24 protein-coding genes and 2 tRNA genes are annotated in these 20321 nt (G+C 72.4%); 9 read left to right on the top strand and 17 right to left on the bottom strand.

Annotated elements, in window-relative coordinates:
- Positions 1 to 46 precede the first annotated feature (46 nt).
- Genes fabG through Tsedi_RS06505 form a run of 6 tightly spaced genes read right to left on the bottom strand, consistent with a single transcriptional unit; the run spans position 47 to position 4834 of the window.
- The gene (gene fabG, locus Tsedi_RS06530) at positions 47 to 796 is read right to left on the bottom strand and encodes a 3-oxoacyl-ACP reductase FabG (RefSeq protein WP_143894851.1); all 750 of its coding nucleotides are present in this window, start codon (positions 794 to 796) and stop codon (positions 47 to 49) included.
- 49 nt (positions 797 to 845) lie between these two features.
- Complete coding sequence (gene fabD / locus Tsedi_RS06525; protein WP_143894849.1) at positions 846 to 1799, bottom strand: ACP S-malonyltransferase; 954 nt, start codon at positions 1797 to 1799, stop codon at positions 846 to 848.
- A 39-nt stretch (positions 1800 to 1838) separates the two neighbouring features.
- Positions 1839 to 2858 (bottom strand): beta-ketoacyl-ACP synthase III, encoded by a 1020-nt coding sequence (locus Tsedi_RS06520; RefSeq protein ID WP_143894847.1) that lies wholly within the window; start codon positions 2856 to 2858, stop codon positions 1839 to 1841.
- 31 nt (positions 2859 to 2889) lie between these two features.
- The gene (gene plsX, locus Tsedi_RS06515; protein ID WP_143894844.1) at positions 2890 to 3939 is read right to left on the bottom strand and encodes a phosphate acyltransferase PlsX; all 1050 of its coding nucleotides are present in this window, start codon (positions 3937 to 3939) and stop codon (positions 2890 to 2892) included.
- A gap of 50 nt (positions 3940 to 3989) precedes the next feature.
- A complete protein-coding gene (gene rpmF, locus Tsedi_RS06510; protein ID WP_143894842.1) occupies positions 3990 to 4172 on the bottom strand; it encodes a 50S ribosomal protein L32 in 183 nt (60 codons plus the stop codon).
- Between the two features lie 47 nt (positions 4173 to 4219).
- Positions 4220 to 4834, bottom strand: coding sequence for a YceD family protein (locus Tsedi_RS06505; RefSeq protein WP_143894840.1), 615 nt, complete (start codon positions 4832 to 4834; stop codon positions 4220 to 4222).
- A 52-nt stretch (positions 4835 to 4886) separates the two neighbouring features.
- Between Tsedi_RS06505 and pdxH the strand changes: the two genes are divergently transcribed.
- The 3 genes from pdxH to Tsedi_RS12495 all read left to right on the top strand — a co-directional run bounded on the left by pdxH (position 4887) and on the right by Tsedi_RS12495 (position 6114).
- Complete coding sequence (pdxH, locus tag Tsedi_RS06500) at positions 4887 to 5519, top strand: pyridoxamine 5'-phosphate oxidase (protein WP_143894838.1); 633 nt, start codon at positions 4887 to 4889, stop codon at positions 5517 to 5519.
- A gap of 93 nt (positions 5520 to 5612) precedes the next feature.
- The gene (locus tag Tsedi_RS06495; RefSeq protein ID WP_143894836.1) at positions 5613 to 5864 is read left to right on the top strand and encodes a type II toxin-antitoxin system Phd/YefM family antitoxin; all 252 of its coding nucleotides are present in this window, start codon (positions 5613 to 5615) and stop codon (positions 5862 to 5864) included.
- Between the two features lie 85 nt (positions 5865 to 5949).
- On the top strand, positions 5950 to 6114 hold the full coding sequence (locus Tsedi_RS12495; protein ID WP_425472737.1) for a Txe/YoeB family addiction module toxin: 165 nt from the start codon (positions 5950 to 5952) through the stop codon (positions 6112 to 6114).
- Between the two features lie 69 nt (positions 6115 to 6183).
- On the opposite strand, the gene folK is transcribed toward Tsedi_RS12495, so the two are convergent.
- The 5 genes from folK to Tsedi_RS06465 are packed head-to-tail and all read right to left on the bottom strand — an operon-like array spanning position 6184 to position 10763.
- Positions 6184 to 6672 (bottom strand): 2-amino-4-hydroxy-6-hydroxymethyldihydropteridine diphosphokinase, encoded by a 489-nt coding sequence (gene folK / locus Tsedi_RS06485; protein ID WP_143894834.1) that lies wholly within the window; start codon positions 6670 to 6672, stop codon positions 6184 to 6186.
- A complete protein-coding gene (gene pcnB / locus Tsedi_RS06480) occupies positions 6665 to 8260 on the bottom strand; it encodes a polynucleotide adenylyltransferase PcnB (RefSeq protein WP_143894831.1) in 1596 nt (531 codons plus the stop codon). The genes folK and pcnB overlap by 8 nt, the downstream gene beginning before the upstream one ends.
- The gene (locus Tsedi_RS06475) at positions 8257 to 8985 is read right to left on the bottom strand and encodes a histidinol-phosphatase (RefSeq protein WP_185970600.1); all 729 of its coding nucleotides are present in this window, start codon (positions 8983 to 8985) and stop codon (positions 8257 to 8259) included. The genes pcnB and Tsedi_RS06475 overlap by 4 nt, the downstream gene beginning before the upstream one ends.
- Before the next feature lie 11 nt (positions 8986 to 8996).
- Complete coding sequence (gene hda, locus Tsedi_RS06470; protein ID WP_143894829.1) at positions 8997 to 9674, bottom strand: DnaA regulatory inactivator Hda; 678 nt, start codon at positions 9672 to 9674, stop codon at positions 8997 to 8999.
- A 3-nt stretch (positions 9675 to 9677) separates the two neighbouring features.
- A complete protein-coding gene (locus Tsedi_RS06465) occupies positions 9678 to 10763 on the bottom strand; it encodes an AI-2E family transporter (RefSeq protein ID WP_143894827.1) in 1086 nt (361 codons plus the stop codon).
- 39 nt (positions 10764 to 10802) lie between these two features.
- Between Tsedi_RS06465 and purM the strand changes: the two genes are divergently transcribed.
- On the top strand, positions 10803 to 11834 hold the full coding sequence (gene purM, locus Tsedi_RS06460; protein WP_143894825.1) for a phosphoribosylformylglycinamidine cyclo-ligase: 1032 nt from the start codon (positions 10803 to 10805) through the stop codon (positions 11832 to 11834).
- A gap of 20 nt (positions 11835 to 11854) precedes the next feature.
- Here the strand turns inward: purM and Tsedi_RS06455 are convergent, their stop codons facing one another.
- Together Tsedi_RS06455 and murJ are read right to left on the bottom strand one after the other, a co-directional pair.
- Positions 11855 to 12706 (bottom strand): SirB1 family protein, encoded by an 852-nt coding sequence (locus Tsedi_RS06455; RefSeq protein WP_143894823.1) that lies wholly within the window; start codon positions 12704 to 12706, stop codon positions 11855 to 11857.
- A gap of 4 nt (positions 12707 to 12710) precedes the next feature.
- Positions 12711 to 14273 carry a murein biosynthesis integral membrane protein MurJ gene (gene murJ, locus Tsedi_RS06450; protein WP_143894821.1) on the bottom strand — a complete coding sequence of 521 codons (1563 nt, stop codon included), beginning with the start codon at positions 14271 to 14273 and terminating at the stop codon, positions 12711 to 12713.
- A gap of 36 nt (positions 14274 to 14309) precedes the next feature.
- Here murJ and Tsedi_RS06445 point away from each other — a divergent pair, with 36 nt between their 5' ends.
- From Tsedi_RS06445 to Tsedi_RS06425, 5 genes are all read left to right on the top strand, one after another.
- Complete coding sequence (locus tag Tsedi_RS06445; RefSeq protein ID WP_143894819.1) at positions 14310 to 15170, top strand: 3',5'-nucleoside bisphosphate phosphatase; 861 nt, start codon at positions 14310 to 14312, stop codon at positions 15168 to 15170.
- Between the two features lie 33 nt (positions 15171 to 15203).
- Entirely contained in the window at positions 15204 to 15842 is a 639-nt protein-coding gene (locus Tsedi_RS06440) for an L-threonylcarbamoyladenylate synthase (protein WP_143894817.1), read from the top strand.
- 26 nt (positions 15843 to 15868) lie between these two features.
- The gene (locus Tsedi_RS06435) at positions 15869 to 16537 is read left to right on the top strand and encodes a site-2 protease family protein (protein ID WP_143894815.1); all 669 of its coding nucleotides are present in this window, start codon (positions 15869 to 15871) and stop codon (positions 16535 to 16537) included.
- Positions 16538 to 16574: 37 nt separating this feature from the next.
- Positions 16575 to 17879: a tryptophan--tRNA ligase gene (locus tag Tsedi_RS06430; RefSeq protein WP_143894813.1), complete on the top strand. Its 1305-nt coding sequence runs from the start codon at positions 16575 to 16577 to the stop codon at positions 17877 to 17879.
- An 83-nt stretch (positions 17880 to 17962) separates the two neighbouring features.
- A tRNA-Ser gene (locus tag Tsedi_RS06425) sits at positions 17963 to 18054 on the top strand.
- Positions 18055 to 18235: 181 nt separating this feature from the next.
- Here Tsedi_RS06425 and Tsedi_RS06420 read toward each other — a convergent pair.
- From Tsedi_RS06420 to Tsedi_RS06405, 4 genes are all read right to left on the bottom strand, one after another.
- Positions 18236 to 18311: transfer RNA gene (locus tag Tsedi_RS06420), tRNA-Thr, on the bottom strand.
- Positions 18312 to 18342: 31 nt separating this feature from the next.
- Positions 18343 to 18825, bottom strand: a complete 483-nt coding sequence (locus Tsedi_RS06415; protein WP_185970598.1) for a ClpXP protease specificity-enhancing factor — start codon at positions 18823 to 18825, stop codon at positions 18343 to 18345.
- The gene (locus Tsedi_RS06410) at positions 18825 to 19436 is read right to left on the bottom strand and encodes a glutathione S-transferase N-terminal domain-containing protein (RefSeq protein WP_143894809.1); all 612 of its coding nucleotides are present in this window, start codon (positions 19434 to 19436) and stop codon (positions 18825 to 18827) included. Before Tsedi_RS06410 ends, Tsedi_RS06415 begins: the two co-directional genes overlap by 1 nt.
- 107 nt (positions 19437 to 19543) lie before the next feature.
- A complete protein-coding gene (locus tag Tsedi_RS06405; protein WP_143894807.1) occupies positions 19544 to 20311 on the bottom strand; it encodes a cytochrome c1 in 768 nt (255 codons plus the stop codon).
- Positions 20312 to 20321: the final 10 nt, after the last annotated feature.

The following is a 20321-nucleotide window of genomic DNA, read 5'->3' as shown; positions in this document are numbered from 1 at the left end:
ATTGTAGCGGCCCGCCCGCGGCGGCGGGCCCGCGCCTGCGCCGGTGTCAGGCCATGAACATCCCGCCGTTGACGTGCAGCTCCTGGCCGGTGATGTAGCCGGCCTGCGGGCTGGCCAGGAACGCCACCGCGTGCGCCACGTCGGCCGGCTTGCCCAAGTGCCCCAGCGGAATCTGGGCCAGCAGCGCCTGCTGCTGCTCCGGGGGGAGGCTGGCGGTCATGTCGGTCTCGATGAAGCCCGGCGCCACGCAGTTGACCGTGATGCGCCGGCTGCCCAGCTCGCGCGCCAGCGCGCGGGTCATGCCGGCCAGCCCCGCCTTGGCAGCGGCGTAGTTGGCCTGGCCGGGGTTGCCGGCGGCGCCCACCACGCTCGTGATGTTGACGATGCGGCCATAGCGCTGCTTCATCATCGGACGGATCGCGGCGCGGCACAGGCGAAACACCGCCTTGAGGTTGGTGTCGAGCACCGCGTCCCAGTCCTCGTCCTTCATGCGCATGGCCAGCGTATCGCGCGTGATGCCGGCGTTGTTGACCAGGATGTGCAGCGCGCCGTGCTCCTTGGCGATGGCCTCCACCAGCGCCTCGGCGGCCGGGGCGTCGTTGACGTCGAGCCGCGCGCCGCGGCAACCCTCGAAGGCGGCCAGCGCCTGCGTGATGCGCTGCGCGCCCTCCTCGGTGGTGGCGGTGCCGATGACGCGCACGCCGCGGCCGGCCAGCTCACGCGCGATGGCCGCGCCAATGCCGCGCGAGGCGCCGGTGACCAGCGCGACCTGCCCCTGGAAGGTGGGTTCGGACATGGGGATCGATCCTGCGGTGAAGAGAATGGGAAGTGGGGTGGCGCCCGGCTCAGTCCGCCAGCAGCGCCTGGACCTCGCTCAACGTGGCCGGGTCGTACAGCGCCGCCGCCGCCAGCTCCGGCGCGATGCGCCGCGTCAGCCCGAGCAGCACCTTGCCCGGGCCGCACTCGACGATGGCCTGCGCGCCGCGCGCGCGCAACGCCTGCACGCACTCCACCCAGCGCACCGGACCGGCGGCCTGACGCACCAGCGCGTCGCGGATGCGCGCCGGGTCGGTCTCCACCGCCACGTCGATGTTGTTGACGACCGGAATCGCCGGCACCTTGATCTCCACCTCGGCCAGCGCCGCGCGCAGCGCCTCGGCCGCCGGCCGCATCAGGCTGGAGTGGAACGGCGCCGACACCGGCAGCGGCAGCGCGCGCTTGGCGCCGCGCGCCTTGAGCACTTCGCAGGCCTTGTCCACCGCCGCCTTGGAGCCGGCGATCACGGTCTGCGCCGGGTCGTTGAAGTTGACCGCCTCGACGACCTCGCCGCTGTCCGGCGCGAAGGCGGCCTGCGCCTCGGCGCAGCCGGCGCGTACCGCCTCGGCGTCCAACCCGAGGATGGCGGCCATCGCGCCGGCGCCCACCGGCACCGCCTGCTGCATGGCCTGCGCGCGCAGCCGCACCAGCGGCGCGGCCTGCGCCAGCGTCAGGGCCCCTGCGGCCACCAGCGCCGAATACTCGCCCAGCGAGTGGCCGGCCACGGCGACCGGATCCGCTCCACCCTCGGCCTTCCAGACGCGCCAGGCCGCCACGCCCGCCACCAGCATCACCGGCTGCGTGTTGGTGGTCAGCGCCAGCGCCTCCTTCGGCCCCTCGTGGATCAGGCGCCCCAGGTCCTCGCCGAGCGCATCGGAGGCCTCCTGCAGCGTGGCGCGCACCACCGGGTGGTCGCCCCAGGCATCGAGCATGCCAACCGACTGCGAACCTTGTCCGGGAAAGACGAACGCGAAAGTCTTCAAGGCCGTCTCCTTGCCTGTGTGTCGTGCGGAGAACCAGTATCAGTAGCGCACCAGCGCCGAACCCCACGTGAAGCCGCCGCCCACCCCCTCCAGCAGCAGCAACTGGCCCGGGCGCACCTGCCCGGCGCGCACCGCGTGGTCCAGCGCCAGCGGAATCGACGCCGCCGAGGTGTTGCCGTGCTGATCGACGGTCACGACGACCCGCTCCAGCGGCAGTTTGAGCTTGCGAGCCGTGCTTTGCATGATGCGGATGTTGGCCTGGTGCGGGATCAGCCAGTCGACATCGGCCTCGGTCTTGCCGGCCTTGGCCAGCGTGGCGCGCGCGGTCTCCTCCAGCACGCCCACCGCCAGCTTGAACACCGCCTGCCCGTCCATGCGCAGCAGCGGCTCGCCCAGCACCTGGCCGCCGGCCACCGTGCCCGGCACGCACAGGATGCCGGTGTGGCGCCCGTCGGCGTGCAGGTCGGTGGCCAGCACCCCGGGACCCTGGCCGTCGTGCTCCACGGCCTCCAGCACCACGGCGCCGGCGCCGTCGCCGAACAGCACGCAGGTGGTGCGGTCGTCGAAGTCGAGGATGCGCGAGAACACCTCCGCGCCCACCACCAGCGCGCGGCGCGCGCTGCCGGTGCGAATCAGCGCATCGGCCACCGTCAGCGCGTAGATGAAGCCGGTGCACACCGCCTGCACGTCGAACGCGGCGGCGCCGATCGGCCCGTGAGCGCCGGCGGCCTGCGCCGCCTCGTGCAGCTTGCGCTGCAGGATCGTGGCGGTGGACGGAAAGACCATGTCCGGCGTGGAGGTCGCCACGACGATCAGGTCCACCTCGTGCGGCTGGCGGCCGGCGGCGGCCAGCGCCTTCAGGCTGGCCTGCAGCGCCAGGTCGCTGGCCATCTCGCCCTCGGCGGCGAAGTGGCGCGCTCGAATGCCCGTGCGCTCGACGATCCAGGCGTCGCTGGTCTGCTGGCCGCGCGCGGCCAGCAGGGCGGCGATGTCGTCGTTGGTCAGACGGCGCGCCGGCAGGTGGCCGCCGGTGCCGGTGATGCGGCTGTACAGGGTCATCGATGCGCTCATGAGCGGGCCATGAGGAGGGTCAGGAGGCGGCGGGCTCGCCCGCCGGCGAGGCGCGCAGCAGCGGCGCGGCGTGCGCGATGCCGGCGCGCACCCGCTCCAGCAGCCGGACGCGGGCCGCATCATACGCACGCGCCAGCGCCTGCTCGAACGCGAAGGCATCGGCTGCGCCGTGGCTCTTGAACACCAGCCCGCGCAGACCCAGCAGCGCCGCACCGTTGTAGCGGCGATGGTCGACGCGCCGCTTGAAGCGCTGCAGCACCGGCAGGGCCAGCAGCGCCACGGCGCGCGAGTACAGGCTGCGCTCGAACTCCTGCCGCAGCAGCGTGCCCACCATCGCCGCCAGGCCCTCGCTGGTCTTCAGCGCCACGTTGCCGACGAAACCGTCGCAGACGACGATGTCGGTGGTACCCTTGAAGATGTCGTTGCCCTCCACGTTGCCGTGGAAGTTGAGGTCACCGCGGGCGGCGGCCTCGCGCAGCAGCTGGCCGGCGCGCTTGATGACGTCGTTGCCCTTGATGACCTCCTCGCCAATGTTGAGCAGGCCGACGCTGGGGCGCGCACGACCGCTGGTGGCCGCCACCAGCGCCGAACCCATCAGGGCGAACTGCAGCAGGTGCTCGGCGCTGCAGTCGACGTTGGCGCCGAGGTCCAGCATCGTGGTGGCGCCGCCGGTGACGTTGGGGATCTGGGTGGCGATGGCCGGACGGTCGATGCCCTCCAGCGTCTTGAGCACGTAGCGCGCGATCGCCATCAGCGCCCCGGTGTTGCCGGCCGACACGGCCGCATCGGCCAGCCCGTCACGCACCTGCTCGATGGCCACGCGCATCGAGGAGTCGCGCTTGCGCCGCAGCGCCACCTCGACGGGATCATCCATCGCCACCACCTCGGTGGCAGGCACGACCGAGCAGCGCTCGCCGACCAAACCCGCCGGCAGAGGCTGCAGGGCCTCCGGCCGGCCGACCAGCGCCAGCTGCGCGTCAGGGTGGCGGGCCAGGAAGGCGGCGCAGGCCGGCAGCGTGACCGCCGGGCCGTGGTCGCCCCCCATGCAGTCGACGGCGATGCGGATCACGATCGGGATCGGGGTCCGGGCGTGCGCCGTCGCCCACGCCCGCGGCGCGATCAGCTGGCCGACTTGGGCTTGAGGACCTGGCGGCCGCGGTAGAAGCCGTTGGGGCTGATGTGGTGGCGCAGGTGGACTTCGCCGGTGGTCGGCTCCACGGCGATGCCGGGCGCGGCAAGCGCCTGGTGCGAACGGTGCATGCCGCGCTTGGACGGCGACTTCTTGTTCTGCTGGACGGCCATGGAAGGCTCCTGGGTAGTCGGATATCGGAATTCGACGAAACTCTTGATTATAGCCCACCGCCACGCTTGAGCGCAGCCAGCACCGCAAGCGGCGTGCGCGCGGCCGGCTCCTCGGCGGGGGCGGCGTCGACCGCGCCGAGCCTGTCGCCGGCGGCCAGCGGCAGCGGCACCGGACAGTGCTCGTGCATCGGCACCAGCGGCGCGGCCAGCAGCAGCTCGTCCTCGATCAACCCGCGCAGATCGAAGCGCGGCCCGCTGGCCACCAGCAGATCCTCCTCGCAGCGCTCATCCTCGGCAGCGGCGGTAGCCTCATCGGCGACGAAGCGGAACCAGCGGTCCACCTCCAGCGGCTGCCAGTACGGCTCCAGGCAGCGTTGACACACCAGCGGCACCTCGCCGCGCACCCGCAGGTGCAGCCACAGCTGCCGCGCAGCCGCTGCCCCACCCAGCAGGCGCAGCGCAGCCGCCACCGCAGGCGGCGCCTCGCGCCACTCGGCGCGCGCCTGCCAGGCCACGCCGGCATGGTGGCGCGCATCCAGCTGCGGCGCCTCGGCACGCACGCGCGCCAGCCGCTCGATCGGCTGCACGCCGGCCAGCGGCTCGCCGGCACGCGCCAGCGCCTCGAGGTCGACCCAGTCGTGAAAGTCGCCTTCCGTCTCCATCGTCCGATTATCCCGCGCCCGGGCACGCCACGCATGCGATACTTGGCGGGCCATGGACATCGCCGCGCTGCGCAAGAGTTACGAGCGGGCCGAGCTGAGCGAGGAAGCCTCGCACGCCGACCCGCTGCGCCAGTTCGACCAGTGGCTGCACGAGGCCATCCGCGCCGAGCTGCCCGAGCCCAACGCGATGACGCTGGCCACCGTCGGCAGCGACCTGCGCCCCAGCACCCGCGTGGTGCTGATCAAGGGCTACGACGAGCGCGGCCTCGTCTGGTACACCAACTACGACAGCCGCAAGGGCCGCGAGCTGGCCGGCAATCCCTACGCGGCGCTGCAGTTCCACTGGGTGGAGCTGGAGCGCGTGGTGCGCATCGAGGGCGTGGTCGAGAAGGTCAGCGCGGAGGAAAGCGACGCCTATTTCGCCAGCCGGCCGCTGGACCACCGCATCGGCGCCTGGGCCAGCCCGCAGAGCCAGGTGATCGACAGCCGCGCGGTGCTGGTGGCCAACGCGGCGCGCTACGCGGCGCAGTTCCTGATGGATCCGCCGCGGCCGCCGCACTGGGGCGGCTATCGCCTCAGGCCCGACCGCTGGGAGTTCTGGCAGGGCCGCAAGAGCCGCCTGCACGACCGGCTGCGCTACCGCCTGGAGGACGGCCGCTGGATCCGTGAGCGGCTGGCTCCCTGAACGGGGGGCGTCGCGCACTGCCCCGTCCCACTTCCTGCTGGACCGTGGCCAGCCTCAAACGTACGATCCTGCGGTCTTCCACGACACTCCACGATGGACGCCATTCCCTGTTCGACCGCCCGCGCCCAGCTGGCCCGTACGATGGAGCGGGTCTGCAACGACCATGCGCCGGTCATCATCACCCGGTGGGGAGAGCCCTCCGTGGTCATGCTGTCGCTGGAGGACTACCACGCCCTGGAAGAGACCGCGCACCTGCTGCGCAGCCCGGCCAATGCCCGGCGGCTGCTGGGGGCCATCGCACAGCTGGAGGCGGGGGGCGGACGCGAGCGCGCGCTGGCCGAATGAAGCTCGTCTTCGCCGAGGCGGCATGGGAGGACTACCTGCACTGGCAGCAGCATGACCGGCGCATGCTGGAACGCTCAACCGCCTGATGCGGGAGATCCAACGCGACCCTTTCACCGGCATCGGCAAGCCTGGGCCGCTCAAGCACGCGCTGGCGGGCTGGTGGTCTCGCCGCCTGAGCGACGAACACCGCATCGTCTACCGGGTCGAGGGCGACGCGCTGTGGATCGCGCAACTGCGCTACCACTACTGACCAGCCCCGGTCCGGGGCTGCGCGGCCGGCGGTTCACACCCTGAACACCGGTCGGCAGTGCCGCGCCGGTCAATCCCACGGCCGCAGCTGCTGGTCGGCCACCGCGCGCAGCGCGGCAGGTGGCACGCGCTGCGGCGCCACCTCGGCCAGCGGCACCAGCACGAAGGCGCGCTGCGCCAGACGCGGATGCGGCACCGTCAACCAAGGCGAATCGATGCGCCCGGCGCCGTAGAGCAGCAGGTCGAGGTCCAGCGTGCGCGGCGCGTTGCGGTACGGGCGCTGACGGCCGGCGCGCGCCTCCAGCGCCTGCAGCGCCGCCAGCAGCGCCGGCGCGGTCAGCGTCGTGGCCAGCCGCGCCACCGCGTTGCAGTAGTCCGGTCCGTCGGCTTCGACCGGCGCGCTGCGCCACAGGCGCGAGGCGGCGCACACGCGCGTGCCGGGCAGCTCGTCCAGCCACGCCAGCGCCTGGCGCACCTGCCCCGCGGCGTCGCCCAGGTTGGCCCCGAGCCCGACGAAGACCTCGACCTCGGGACGCGGCACGCCCCCGCCCTCAGGCATCGGGCGCTCCGTCGCCCGCCGCAGGGGACGCGCCCTCGCCGCCGTCGGCCTTGGGCTTGCGGCGCCGGCGGCGACGCTTGCGCGCCGGCGCGGCACCATCCGGCCCCGCTCCGGCGGCCGGCGCATCCGGCGCGGCGGGCGCCGCCGCCACGGACGCGTCACCCTCGGCGGCCTCGGTGTGGCGCGCGCCGCGCCGCGCCTTGCCGCCGCTCCTGGCGCGCTGCTGCTCGAGGCGCACGGCCTCGATCATGTCGCGCCGCACCGCCTCGCCGGCCTGGGCGAAGGTCTCCCACCAGTGCGCCAGCTCCTCCTCCACTTCGCCGACCTGGGCACGCAGGCGCAGGAAGTCGAACCCCGCACGGTAGCGCGGCTGCTCCACCAGCGTGAACGGGCCGTTGCCGGTGCGCTTGTCGAAGCGCGGCTGCATCATCCAGATCTCGCGCATGTCCGCGCCCAGCTTGCCGCGACCGGAGACGTCGCCGATGCGCGCGTCGAACACCTCGTCCACCGCTGCGGCCAGCGCCGGAAACGCCGCCTCGCCCTGCCCCAGGCGGCGCTGCCACGCCGTGCGCACGTCCTGCCACAGCACGCAGGCGAGCAGGAAACTCGCGGCCACCGGCTTGCCCTCGGCGACGCGGCGGTCGGTATCCTGCAGCGCGGCGCGCACGAACGGCTCGTCGGCACGCTCCACCACCACGTCCAGCAGCGGGTAGATGCCGCGCGCCAGCCCGTTGGCGCGCAGCGCCTCGATGCTGGCGAGGGCGTGACCGGTCTGCAGCAGCTTGAGCATCTCGTCGAACAGCCGGCTGGGTGGCACGTCGGCCAGCAGGTGCAGGTGCGCGGCCATCGGCGCGCGCGTCCTGGCGTCGAGCTTGAAGCCCAGGCGGCTGAGCTTGGCCTCGAAGCGCACCGCGCGGATGATGCGCACCGGGTCCTCGCGGTAGCGCGTGGCCGGATCGCCGATCATGCGGATGACGCGCTTGCGCGCATCCCGGATGCCGTGGTGGAAGTCCACCACCGTCTGCGTCTCCGGGTCGTAGTACATCGCGTTGATGGTGAAGTCGCGCCGCGCCGCGTCCTGCTCGATCGGGCCCCAGACGTTGTCGCGCAGCACACGGCCGCTGGCGTCCACCGCCAGCGCCACGCCGGCCAGGGCGCGCCTGGAGCGCTCGTCGCCGACCACCGGCTCGGCCTGGCTCGGATCGACGTAGGCGCGGAAGGTGGAGACCTCCACCACCTCGTGCTCGCGCCCGCGGCCGAACACCACGTGCACGATGCGGAAGCGCCGCCCGATGATGAAGGCGCGCCGGAACAGCGCCTTGACCTGCTCCGGCGTGGCGTTGGTGGCGACATCGAAGTCCTTCGGCCGCAGGCCCAGCAGCAGGTCGCGCACCGCGCCGCCGACGATGTAGGCCTCGTAGCCGGCGCGCTTGAGCGTGTGCACCACGTCCAGCGCGCGGCCGTCCACCAGCGAGGGGTCGATGCCGTGCACCGCGGCGGGCACGTCCTCGCGCTTGCCGAAGCGGTGGCGCCGCAGGGTCGGGCGCACGGTCTTGTCCAACAGCTTGTCGATCAGGGTCTTGATCATGGAGGGGACTCGAACAGGTCCAGGATGCGCCAGCCGCGCGCGCGCGCCAGCGCGCGCAGCGCCGCACCGGGGTTGGTGGCCACCGGCACGTCGGCGCGCTCCAGCAGCGGCAGGTCGTTGGTGGAATCGGAATAGAAGGTCACGTGCGCGCCGTCCCAGTCCAGGCCCTGCGCGGCCAGCCATTGCCCGACGCGCTCGACCTTGCCGTCGCGAAACGACGGCACGCCGGCGATGCGGCCGGTGAACCAGCCGCTGGCGTCACGCTCCAGCTCCACCGCGATGAGGTCGTCGACGCCAAGGCGGCGCGCGATCGGCGCGGTGACGAAGGCGTTGGTGGCGGTGACGATGGCCACGCGCTCGCCGCGCGCCTGGTGCGCCGCCACCAGCGCCCGCGCCTGCGGCCGCAGCGCCGGCTCGATCACCTCGGCCATGAAGCGCGCGTGCGCCTGCGCCGCCTCCGCCGGCGTGCGCCGGCGCAGCGCCTCGGTGGCGAACGCCACGTAGGCGTGGATGTCGAGCCGGCCGGCCTGGTAGTCGGCGAAGAAGGCGTCGTTGCGGCGCGCGAACTCACCGGCATCGGTCCAGCCGATGCGCGTGGTGAACACGCCCCACTCGTAGTCGGAATCGAGCGGCAGCAGCGTGTGGTCGAGGTCGAACAGCGCCACCGGCACGCGGCCGTCGGGGCGGCGCGCCGGCGTGGCCCGGTGGGAGCGGTCGGCGGGCATGGTCATCGGCGTCAGGTCTCGGCCAGCATCGCGCGCACCAGCGGCACCGTCACCGGGCGCTGGGTGCGCAGCGCGTAGTCGTCAAGCCGCTGCAGCAGCGCGGTCAGGCTGCCGAGGTCGCGCGCGCAACGCGCCAGCACGTAGTCCAGCACCTCCTCGGCCAGCTCGAAGCCGCGCGCGCGCGCGGCGCGCCGCAGCACCGCGCGGCAGGCCGACTCGGACAGCGGCTGCAGCGCGTGCACCTGGCCCCAGGCCAGCCGGCTGCGCAGGTCGTCGCGCAACGACAGGTCGGCCGGGGGACGGTCGGCGGCCGCCAGCACCGGCCGCGGTGCACCGCAGGCCGGCGCCTGCGCGTTGACGAACCAGTTGAACGCCGCGGCCTGCCGCGCCGCATCGTAGGCGTGCACGTCGTCCAGCAGCACCGCCGCCCAGCCGTCGTCGAACGGCTGCGGCGCCGCCTGCGCGTCCAGCCAGCCGCTGCGCTCGCCGGCCTCGGCCAGCGCCAGCGCCGCGGCGCGCAGCAGATGCGTCTTGCCGCTGCCCGGCGGCCCCCAGAGGTACAGCGGCGCGGCCGGCCGCTCCTGCAGCCACTGCCGCAGCGCCGCCAGCGCCGCCTCGTTGCCGTCGGCGCAGAATGCCTCCAGCGTCGGCAGCGGGGCCAGTCCGAGGTCGAGCGTGAGCTGCCGCACGGCTCACTCCCGGGGCGGCGCCGACGGCGACGCCGCAAACAGCGCGCTGCGCAGGTACAGCGCCTGCAGCCGGCGCAGCGCCACCAGCGCCACCGCCGAGGCCGGCAGCGCCAGCAGCACGCCCACGAAGCCGAACAGATGCCCGAATGCCATCAGCGCGAAGATCACCGCCACCGGATGCAGCCCGATGCGCTCGCCCACCAGGCGCGGCGTCAGCCAGAAGCTCTCCACCACTTGGCCCAGACCATAGACCCCGGCCACCGCCAGCACGCCCCACCAGTCCTGGAACTGCAGCAGCGCGGCCAGCAGCGCCAGCACCAGCCCGACGCCGAAGCCCAGGTACGGCACGAACACCGCCAGCCCGGTGAAGACGCCGATCGGCAGCGCCAGATCCAGCCCCACGGCCCACAGCGCCGCCGCGTAATAGACCGCCAGCAGCGCCATGACCAGCAGCTGGCCGCGCAGGTACTGCCCCAGCACCTGGTCGGTGTCGCGCCACCAGCCCAGCAGCGCCGCCCGCCACGCCGGCGGGATCAGCGCCTGCATGCGCTGCCCCAGCGCCGCCCAGTCCAGCAGCAGGTAGTACGCCACCACCGGCATCAGCACCGCGTTGCCCAGCACCGTGATCAGCAGGCTGCCGCCGATGCGCAGCGACGACAGCACGTGGGCCAGCAGCTGCTCCTCGTGACCACTGAGCAGGTTGCGCAGCAGCTGCCGCACCCCCTCGACGTCGACCGCGACGTCCAGCCCCAGCCGCCGCGCCTGCGGCACCAGCCAGGCGTTGAGCCGCTCCAGCAGCACCGGGATCTGCTCGCGCAGCAGCGGCCACTGCCGCGCGATCACCGGCACGATGATCAGCACCAGCGCCAGCAGCAGCAGCGTGACCAGCGCGATGGCCAGCCCGGCGCCGAGCGCGCGCGGCACACCCAGCCGCGCCAGCCGCTGCACCAGCGGCTGCAGCACGTAAGCCAGCCCCAGCGCCAGCAGCAGCGGAAACAGCACCGGCGCCAGCATGGCCACCGCCCACCACGCGGCCAGCGCGGCGGCCAGCCACGGCAGGGCCTGTCGGACGATCGGGGCAAGCGGCATCGGGTCACCGGTACAATGGGCGCGATTTTACCGGTCCCCATGAACACGACCCCCCTTTCGTACAAGGACGCCGGCGTCGACATCGACGCCGGCGACGCGCTCGTGGAGCGCATCAAGCCGCTGGCCCGCCGCACGCTGCGCGAGGGGGTGCTGGCCGGCATCGGCGGCTTCGGCGCGCTGTTCGAGATCCCCAGGCGCTACCGCGAGCCGGTGCTGGTCAGCGGCACCGACGGCGTCGGCACCAAGCTCAAGCTCGCCTTCGAGTGGGACATGCACGACGGCGTCGGCATCGACCTGGTGGCGATGAGCGTCAACGACGTGCTGGTGCAGGGGGCCGAGCCGCTGTTCTTCCTCGACTACTTCGCCTGCGGCAAGCTCGACGTGGACACCGCCGCGCGCGTGGTGGCCGGCATCGCCCGCGGCTGCGAGGCGTCCGGCTGCGCGCTGATCGGCGGCGAAACCGCCGAGATGCCCGGCATGTACCCGCCCGGCGAGTACGATCTGGCGGGCTTCTGCGTCGGCGTGGTGGAAAAGTCGCGCATCCTCAGCGGCGCCGACGTGCGCGCCGGCGACGTGGTGCTGGGGCTGGCCTCCAACGGCGTGCACTCCAACGGCTTCAGCCTGGTGCGCAAGTGTCTGGAGCGCGCCGGCGCCAACCTGCCGACGACGCTGGACGGCCGGCCGCTGCGCGAGGCCGTCATGGCCCCGACCCGGCTGTACGTCAAGCCGGTGCTGGCCGCCCTGCAGCAGCACCCGATCAAGGCGCTGGCGCACATCACCGGCGGTGGCCTGCTGGAAAACATCCCGCGCGTGCTGCCCGAGGGGTTGGCCGCGCACCTGGTCAAGGGCAGCTGGCCGCAGAGCGAACTGTTCGGCTGGCTGCAGCGCACCGCCGGCATCGACGACCACGAGATGCACCGCACCTTCAACTGCGGCATCGGCATGGTGGTGGTCGTCGCCCCCGAGCACGCGGACGCCACCGCCGCGACGCTGCGCGCACAGGGGGAGACGGTGCACGTGATCGGCACCATCGCGCCGCGCGGCGACGCCCCCGCGGTGCAGGTGCGCTGAGCGACGGTCGGCCCGGACGCTCAGCCCGCCGCCATGCGCAGCGCCTGCACGCGCAGCGCCACCGCCTCGGCGTCGGCCGCATCCGGGCGCTGCCGCAGGTAGGTCTCGAGATCGACCAGCGCGCGCTGCGGCTGCCCCAGCTCGGCCCACGTCAGCCCGCGGTCGCGCCGCTCCTCCCAATCATCCGGCAGCACGCGCACCAGCCGCTCGCACACCGCCAGCAGCCGCGGCCAGTCCTGCCCCGTGCGGTGGATCTCCTTGAGGTTGCGCAGCACGCGCGCCACGATGTCGCGCGCGCCGGCCGGCTGCAGGAACAGCTCCACCGGCACGTCGAAGTCGCCCACCAGCCCCTGGCGGCGCTTGTAGGGCTCCAGCCGCTCGGCCAGCTCCTCGCGGCTGAGCGACTGGCCGGTGAACGGATCGACGATCACCTGTCCCTGCGCCAGCTGCGCCTTGACGAGAAAATGGCCGGGAAAGTTGATGCCGCTGGCGCGCAGGCCGACGCCGCGCGCCAGCTCCAGCCACAGCACGCCCAGCGTGATCGGCAGCCCGCGGCGGCGCTGCAGCACCAGGTGCAGGTAGCTGTTGTCCGGGTCGTAGTAGTCGTTGACGTTGCCGCCAAAGCCCAGCTCGCGGAAGAAGTAGTGGTTGAGCAGGCGCAGGCGCTGCAGGCTGCCGGCGTCGGCCGGCAGGCGGCGGCGCAGCCGCTGCAGCAGCCGCTCGACGTCGTCCAGCACCGCCTGCAGATCCAGCTCGGGGTATTCGTCCAAGGCGACCGCCGCCACCGCCTCCAGCAGCGGCAGGCCCTCGTCCTGCGCCACCAGCGCGGCGAAGTAATCCAACGCCGAAGGCGCCCCTGCGATCCACGTCATGGCGCTACTTTCGCACAAATCGCCGCAGCGGCAAACCGAGCGCGACCAGCGTGCCGAAGTAGACCAGCGCCGCGCCAGCCAGCACCGCCGCCAGCCAGCCGACGCGCACCCAGCGTGCCGGCGGCTCGAGCCACGGCAGCGCCTGCTGCGCCCACAGCAGCGCGGCGGCCAGCACCGCCGCGGCCAGCGCCACCTGCAGCGCGAAGCGTCCCCAGCCCGGCTGCGGCACGTAGGCGCCGCGGCGGCGCAGACCGGTGAGCAGCCAGCCGGCGTTGAGCAACGCGCCCAGCCCGATGGCCAGCGCCAGCCCGGCGTGCGCCAGCCACGGCACCAGCAAGGCGTTCAAGCCCTGCGTGACGGCCAGCACGACCAGGGCGATGCGCACCGGCGTGCGGATGTCCTGGCGCGCGTAGTAGCCCGGGGCCAGCACCTTGACGCCGATCAGGCCCAGCAGCCCGACGCCATAGCCCATCAGCGCCAGGGCCGTCTGGCGTACGTCCTGCGCGGTGAAGGCGCCGTAGTGGTACAGCACCGCCACCAGCGGCTCGGCCAGCGTCAGCAGGCCGACGGCGCTGGGCACGGCCAGCAGCACCACCGTGCGCAGCCCCCAGTCGAGCAGCTCGCTGTAGCGCGCGACCTCGCCGGTGGCCTGCGCCGCGGCCAGCTGCGGCAGCAGCACCACGCCCAGCGCCACCCCCAGCAGCGCGGTCGGAAACTCCATCAGCCGGTCGGCGTAGGTCAGCCACGACACGCTGCCCGGCGCCAGGTGCGAGGCGATCTGCGTGTTGATCAGCAGCGACAGCTGCGCCACCCCCACCCCGAGCAGGGCCGGGGCCATCAGCGCCAGGATGCGGCGCGTGCCCGGATGGCGCCAGCCGCGCGCGAGCGCCGCCGGCGCCAAGCCGATGCGCGGCAGCAGCCCCAGGCGCGCCAGCGCCGGCACCTGCAGGCCCAGCTGCAGCGCCCCGCCCAGCATCACCCCGCCGGCCAGCGCCAGGATCGGCTCCAGCCCGTGCCGCGCCAGCCACGGCGCCCCCCAGGCGGCCGCGGCGATCATCGCCACGTTGAGCAGCACCGGCGTGGCCGCCGGCACCGCGAAGCGCTTCCACGTGTTGAGGATGCCGGCGCTGAGCGCCACCAGCGACATGAAGCCGATGTAGGGAAACATCCAGCGCGTCAGCGTCACCGCGACGTCGAACGCCTGCGGCGTCTGGCGCAGCCCGGCGGCCATCGCCCACACCAGCAGCGGCGCGGCCAGCACCCCCAGCAGCGACGTCACCAGCAGCGCCCAGGCCAGCACCGTGGCCACGCGGTCGATCAGCTCGCGCGTGGCCGCCTCGCCCTCGGCGGCGCGCGTGGCCGCCAGCACCGGCACGAAGGCCTGCGAAAACGCCCCTTCCGCGAACAGCCGCCGCAGCAGGTTGGGGATGCGGAACGCCACGTTGAAGGCATCGGTCAGCGCGCTGGCACCGAAGGCGGCGGCGATCAGCAGCTCGCGCACCAGCCCGGTGACGCGCGAAGCCAGCGTCCACAGCGACACCAGCGAGGCGGACTTGAACAGCGACATCGGCGCCAGTGTAGCCGCGCGCCTACAATGCCCACGATGATGGCCATCCTGAACGCCGACCTGCACTGCCACTCCACCGTCTCGGACGGCACGCTGGAGCCCGAGCAGCTGGCCGCGCGCGCCAAGGCCAACGGCGTGGAGCTGTGGGCGCTGACCGACCACGACGAGGTCGGCGGCCAGCACCGCGCGCGGGCGGCCGCGCAGGCGCTCGGGCTGCCGTACCTGTACGGTGTGGAGATCTCGGTGACGTTCGCCGGCCTGACGGTGCACGTCGTCGGCCTGGGCATCGACCCCGACGATGCCCAGCTCCGGCAGGGGCTGGCGCACACGCGCGGCGGCCGCGAGCGGCGCGCGCGCGAGATGGCCGAGCAGCTCGCGGCGGTCGGCATCCCGGGCGCCTTCGAAGGCGCGCTCAAGTACGTCGGCAACCCGGAGCTGATCTCGCGCACGCACTTCGCGCGCTACCTCGTCGAGACCGGCGTATGCCAGGACACGCACGAGGTGTTCCGCCGCTTCCTCACCGAGGGCAAGCCCGGCTTCGTCGAACACCGCTGGGCGTCACTGGGCGATGCGGTGCGCTGGATCCGCGAGGCCGGCGGCGTGGCCGTGCTGGCGCACCCGGCGCGCTATGCCCACCCCAGCCCGACGCACGAGGCCGCGCTGTTCGAGGAATTCAAGGGCCATGGCGGCCAGGCGGTGGAGGTGGTCACCGGCAGCCACAGCGCCGCCGAGGCGCAGCGCTACGCCGAGATGGCGCGCGAGTACGGCCTGGCGGCCTCGCGCGGCAGTGACTTTCACAGCCCCGGGGAGTCGCACTGCGACCTCGGCGCACTGCCGTGGCTGGACGGGCGCCTGACCCCGGTGTGGGAACTGCTGGCCCACCGCATCGTGCACTGACGAGGTGCCGCGCGCGCGGCCCAGCCCAGACCCATGGCGCAGCGCTTCGAGCTCCACCCCACGCATCCACAGCCACGCCTGCTGCGCCAGGCGGTGCAGATGCTGCAGGCCGGCGGCGTGCTGGCCGTGCCCACCGACTCCAGCTACGCGCTGGCGTGCCACCTGGACGACAAGGCCGCCGCCGAGCGGCTGCGCCGCATCCGCGGCGTCGACGAGCGGCATCATCTGACGCTGCTGTGCCGCGACCTGTCGGAGCTGGCCGTCTACGCCCGCGTCGACAACCGCCAATACCGCCTGCTCAAGGCCGCCACGCCCGGCCCCTACACCTTCATCCTGGAGGCGACCAAGGAGGTACCGCGGCGTGTCAGCCACCCGGCGCGCAAGACCATCGGCCTGCGCGTGCCCGAGCACCCGGTGCCGCTGGCGCTGCTGGCCGCGCACGACGCGCCGCTGCTGGCCACGACGCTGATCCTGCCCGGACAGACCGAGCCGCTCAACGATCCCGAAGATATCCGCGCGCGCCTGCAGCACGAGCTGGCCGCCGTGCTGGACGCCGGCGCCTGCCCGGCCGAGCCGACCACCGTGGTGGACCTGACGCCGATGGGCCGCGGTGACGAACCGGTGGTGGTGCGCCAGGGGCGCGGCGCGCTGCAGCGGCTCGGCCTGGGCTGATGCGGCCGCGCTGCGACAATACGCCGATGGACGTCGCCCACCTGATCCAGACCGTCGCGGTGTACGCGCTGCCGGTGCTGTTCGCCATCACGCTGCACGAGGCGGCGCACGGCTACGCCGCGCGCCACTTCGGCGACCCCACCGCCGAGCGGCTCGGCCGCATCACCCTCAACCCGCTGCCGCACATCGACCCGATCGGCACGGTGGCCATGCCCCTGCTGCTGTACTTCGCCACCGCCGGCAACTTCCTGTTCGGCTACGCCAAGCCCGTGCCGGTGGACATGAGCCGCCTGCGCCACCCCAAGCGCGACATGGTATGGGTGGCGCTGGCCGGCCCGGGTGCCAACCTGGCCCAGGGGCTGGCGTGGGCGGCGCTCGGCTACCTGCTGTCGGCGCTGGCCATCGAGGAGCCGTTCTTCCATGCGATGGCGCGCGCCGGCGTGCTGGTCAACGTCGTCATGTTCGCCTTCAACCTGTTTCCGCTGCCGCCGCTGGACGGCGGCCGCATCCTGGTCGGGCTGCTGCCGCTGCGGCCGGCGCTGGCCGTCGCGCGCGTGGAGCCCTACGGTTTCTTCATCGTCATGGCACTGGTCATCACCGGCGTCGTCAGCACGCTGTGGCTGCGACCGCTGATGCAGCTGACGCTGGCGTTCATCCAGCTCGTGCTGGCGCCACTGCGCTGGCTGCTGTTCTGAGGCCCATCCCCGATCGTTTCCTGCGCTGCCCCTATCCATGACCGCTGCTGCCCAGATCCGCGTCCTCACCGGCATCAAGCCCTCCGGCACCCCGCACCTCGGCAACTACGTCGGCGCCATCCGGCCCACCGTGCGCGCCAGCCGCCAGCCCGGCATCGACAGTTTCCTGTTCCTGGCCGACTACCACGCGCTCATCTCCACGCACGATCCCGCGCGCGTGCAGCGCTCGACGCTGGAGATCGCGGCCACCTGGATCGCCTGCGGGCTCGATCCCGAACGCGTCACCTTCTACCGCCAGTCCGACATCCCGGAAATCCCCGAGCTGACCTGGCTGCTGGCCTGCGTCTGCGGCAAGGGCCTGCTCAACCGCGCTCACGCCTACAAGGCGGCGGTGGACCACAACATCGCCGCCGGCCGCGACCCCGACGACGGCGTCACGATGGGGCTGTACCTGTATCCGGTGCTGATGGCCGCCGACATCCTCATGTTCAACGCCCACCGCGTGCCGGTCGGGCGGGATCAGATCCAGCACGTCGAGATGGCGCGCGACCTGGCCAGCAGCTTCAACCATCGCTACGGCGAGCACTTTACGCTGCCGCAGGCCGAGATCGACGAACAGGTGGCCACGCTGCCGGGCCTGGACGGGCGCAAGATGAGCAAGAGCTACGACAACGTCATCCCGCTGTTTGCGCCGCGCGAGCAGCTGCGCCGGCTCATCATGGGCATCGTCACCGACTCGCGCGCGCCCGGTGAGCCCAAGCCCACCGACGGCAGCGCGATCTTCCAGCTCTACCAGGCGTTCGCCACCCCCGAGGAAAGCGCCGCGCTGGCGCGCGACTTCGCCGCCGGCATCGCCTGGAGCGACGCCAAGGAACGCCTGTTCGAGCGCATCGACCGCGAACTCGCCCCGATGCGCGCCACCTACGACGACCTGATGCGCGACCCTGGCCGCGTCGAGGCCATCCTGCAGGCCGGCGCGGCCAAGGCGCGCGCGATCGCCACGCCGTTTGCGCAGCGGCTGCGCCGCGCGGTGGGCCTGCGGCCGTTGCGCGAGCTGGCCGCCGCCGCCCCTGCCCCCGCCCCAGCCAAGGTCGTCCTGCCGGCCTTCAAGCAGTATCGCGAGGCCGACGGCCGCTTCTACTTCAAGCTCACCGACGCGCGCGGCCACGTGCTGCTGCAGAGCCTGGGGTTCGACTCGCCGCGCGAGGCCGGTCAGGCCGTGGCGCGCCTGAAGGCACAAGGCTGGGCGGCCTGCGCCGACCTGCACGCCATGGTGCAGACGCCAGCCGACGCCGCCGCGGTGGAAGCGGCGCTGGCCGCGCTGCGCGCCGCGGCGAACTGAGGCACCGCCAGCTCCGCTCCGCCGCCACCCACCCGGCGGAATCTGGCCCGGCCTCTGCTACAATGCCGGGCTTCGACGCCTGCGGAGAGATGGCAGAGTGGTCGAATGCGCCGGACTCGAAATCCGGTATACGGGTTTTCCCGTATCGAGGGTTCGAATCCCTCTCTCTCCGCCACCGATTGCCCGTCCGGCTGAACGCAGCGTCCGGATGAGGAAACTTTCCCCCCTTTTGCCGCAGCTCGACAAGCGCGGGTGAACCGCGCGCCTGTCGACGCGCGCCGTCCGCTGCACAGCCGCACCGCGCCGTCCACCATGCACGCAGACCCGGATGCAGCCCGGGTGACGGCGGGATGGGCTGGTGCCGCTTGTCTGACTCGAACAGACGACCTACCGCTTACAAGGCGGGTGCTCTACCAGCTGAGCTAAAGCGGCGTGCGAGGCGGCATTGTAGCCGCCGCAGAGGTCACTTGATGCGCTTGAGCGCCGGCGGCCGGCCGCCGCGGCGCGGGGCCGGCGGCGGCTCCTCGTCGTCCGGCGCCTCCTCCCTGGCCTCGTCGCGGTCGCTGACGACCTGCAGGGAGGGACGCGAGGCGCCATGCGCCGAACTCGCACCGTCCTCGTCGATGGGGTCCGGGTGCGGAAACGCCATCCCCTGGCCGTTCTCGCGGGCGTAGATGCCGATCACGTGCCCGATCGGGATGACGACGTCGCGCGCCACGCCGCCGAAGCGCGCCTTGAAGGTGACCTCCTCGTTGTCGATGCGCAGGTTGGCCGTGGCGTCGTAGCTGATGTTGAGCACGATCTGGCCGTCGCGCACGTATTCGCGCGGCACCTGCACGCGCTCGTCCACCGCCACCACGAGGTAGGGGGTGAAGCCGTGATCGGTGCACCACTCGTGCACCGCGCGCACCAGGTACGGCCGCAGCGAGGGCAGGTCGGCGTCCATCACTTGCGCATGACCTTCTCGGACGGCGTCAGCGCCTCGATGTAGGCCGGGCGCGAGAAGATGCGCTCGGCGTACTTCAGCAGCGGCGCGGCGTTGCGGTTGAGCTCGATGCCGTAGTGGTCGAGGCGCCACAGCAGCGGCGCGATCGCCACGTCCAGCATCGAGAAATTGTCGCCGAGCATGTACTTGTTCTTCAGGAACACCGGGGCCAGCTGCGTGAGCCGCTCGCGGATGTGGGCGCGCGCCTTCTCCAGCTGCTTGTCGGTCGGCTTGGGCGTGCGCTGCTCCAGCACCGAGACATGCGAAAACAGCTCCTTCTCGAAGTTGAGCAGGAACAGCCGCACGCGCGCGCGATCGACCGGGTCACCCGGCATCAGCTGCGGGTGGGGAAAGCGCTCGTCGATGTACTCGTTGATGATGTTGGACTCGTACAGGATCAGGTCGCGCTCGACCAGGATCGGCACCTGACCGTACGGGTTCATCACCGAGATGTCCTCGGGCTTGTTGTAGAGATCCACGTCGCGGATCTCGAAATCCATGCCCTTCTCGAACAGCACGAAACGGCAGCGGTGCGAATACGGGCAGGTCGTGCCCGAATACAGGACCATCATGGCGTGTTCGCTCCTGATGTCGTCAACGAAAAAACAGTGGGAGGCCGCCCGCCGGCTGGCCCGCCCACTGTGGCGACCGGGCGCGCGGCGCGCCGGTCAGGTGGGGATCACTTGACGTCTTTCCAATAGGCGGCGTTGAGGCGCCAGGCCACGATGGCGAAGAGACCAAGGAAGATCATCACCCACACACCGAGACGGATGCGGTCGTTCTTGCCCGGCTCGCCCATCCACTCGAGGTAGGCGACCAGGTCAGCCACGAGGCGGTCGTACTCGGCCTCGGACAGCTTGCCCGGCTTGACGACCTCCCAGCCGCGGAACACCTCGGTTTCATGGCCGTGGCTCGTGACCTTCTCGAACACCGGCTTGCGTTCGCCCTGCAGTTCCCACAGCGGATGCGGCATGCCGATGTTGTGGAAGACCACGTTGTTCCACCCGGTGGGGCGGTTGGGGTCACGGTAGTAGCCGCGCAGCAGCGTGTAGAGGTAGTCCGCGCCACTGTAGCCGGCGCCGGCACGCGAGCGCGCCACCAGCGACAGATCCGGCGGCTGGGCGCCGAACCAGGCCTTGGCCTGCTGCGGCGAGATCGCCGCCACCATCTGGTCCCCCACCTTGTCGGTGGTGAACATCAGGTTCTCCTTGATCTGCTTTTCGGTCAGGCCGAGCTCCGTGAGCCGGTTGTAGCGCACGAACGACGCCGAGTGGCAGCTCAGGCAGTAGTTGACGAAGATCTTGGCGCCGTGCTGCAGTGCGGCCTGGTCGGTGCCCAGGCGCGGCGCCTTGTCCATCGGGAAGTTGGTGCCGGCGGCATGCGCGCCGAGGCTTGCCCCCAGCAGCATCCCGAGCGCCGCCAGGCCGGTTGCGATCCATCGCTTCATCGGAATCCCT

Origin of the sequence: Tepidimonas sediminis (assembly GCF_007556605.1) — a bacterium.
GTDB lineage: Bacteria > Pseudomonadota > Gammaproteobacteria > Burkholderiales > Burkholderiaceae_C > Tepidimonas > Tepidimonas sediminis.
Note: the sequence above shows the minus strand (reverse complement) of the source record. Positions and strands in the feature narration are given on the sequence as shown.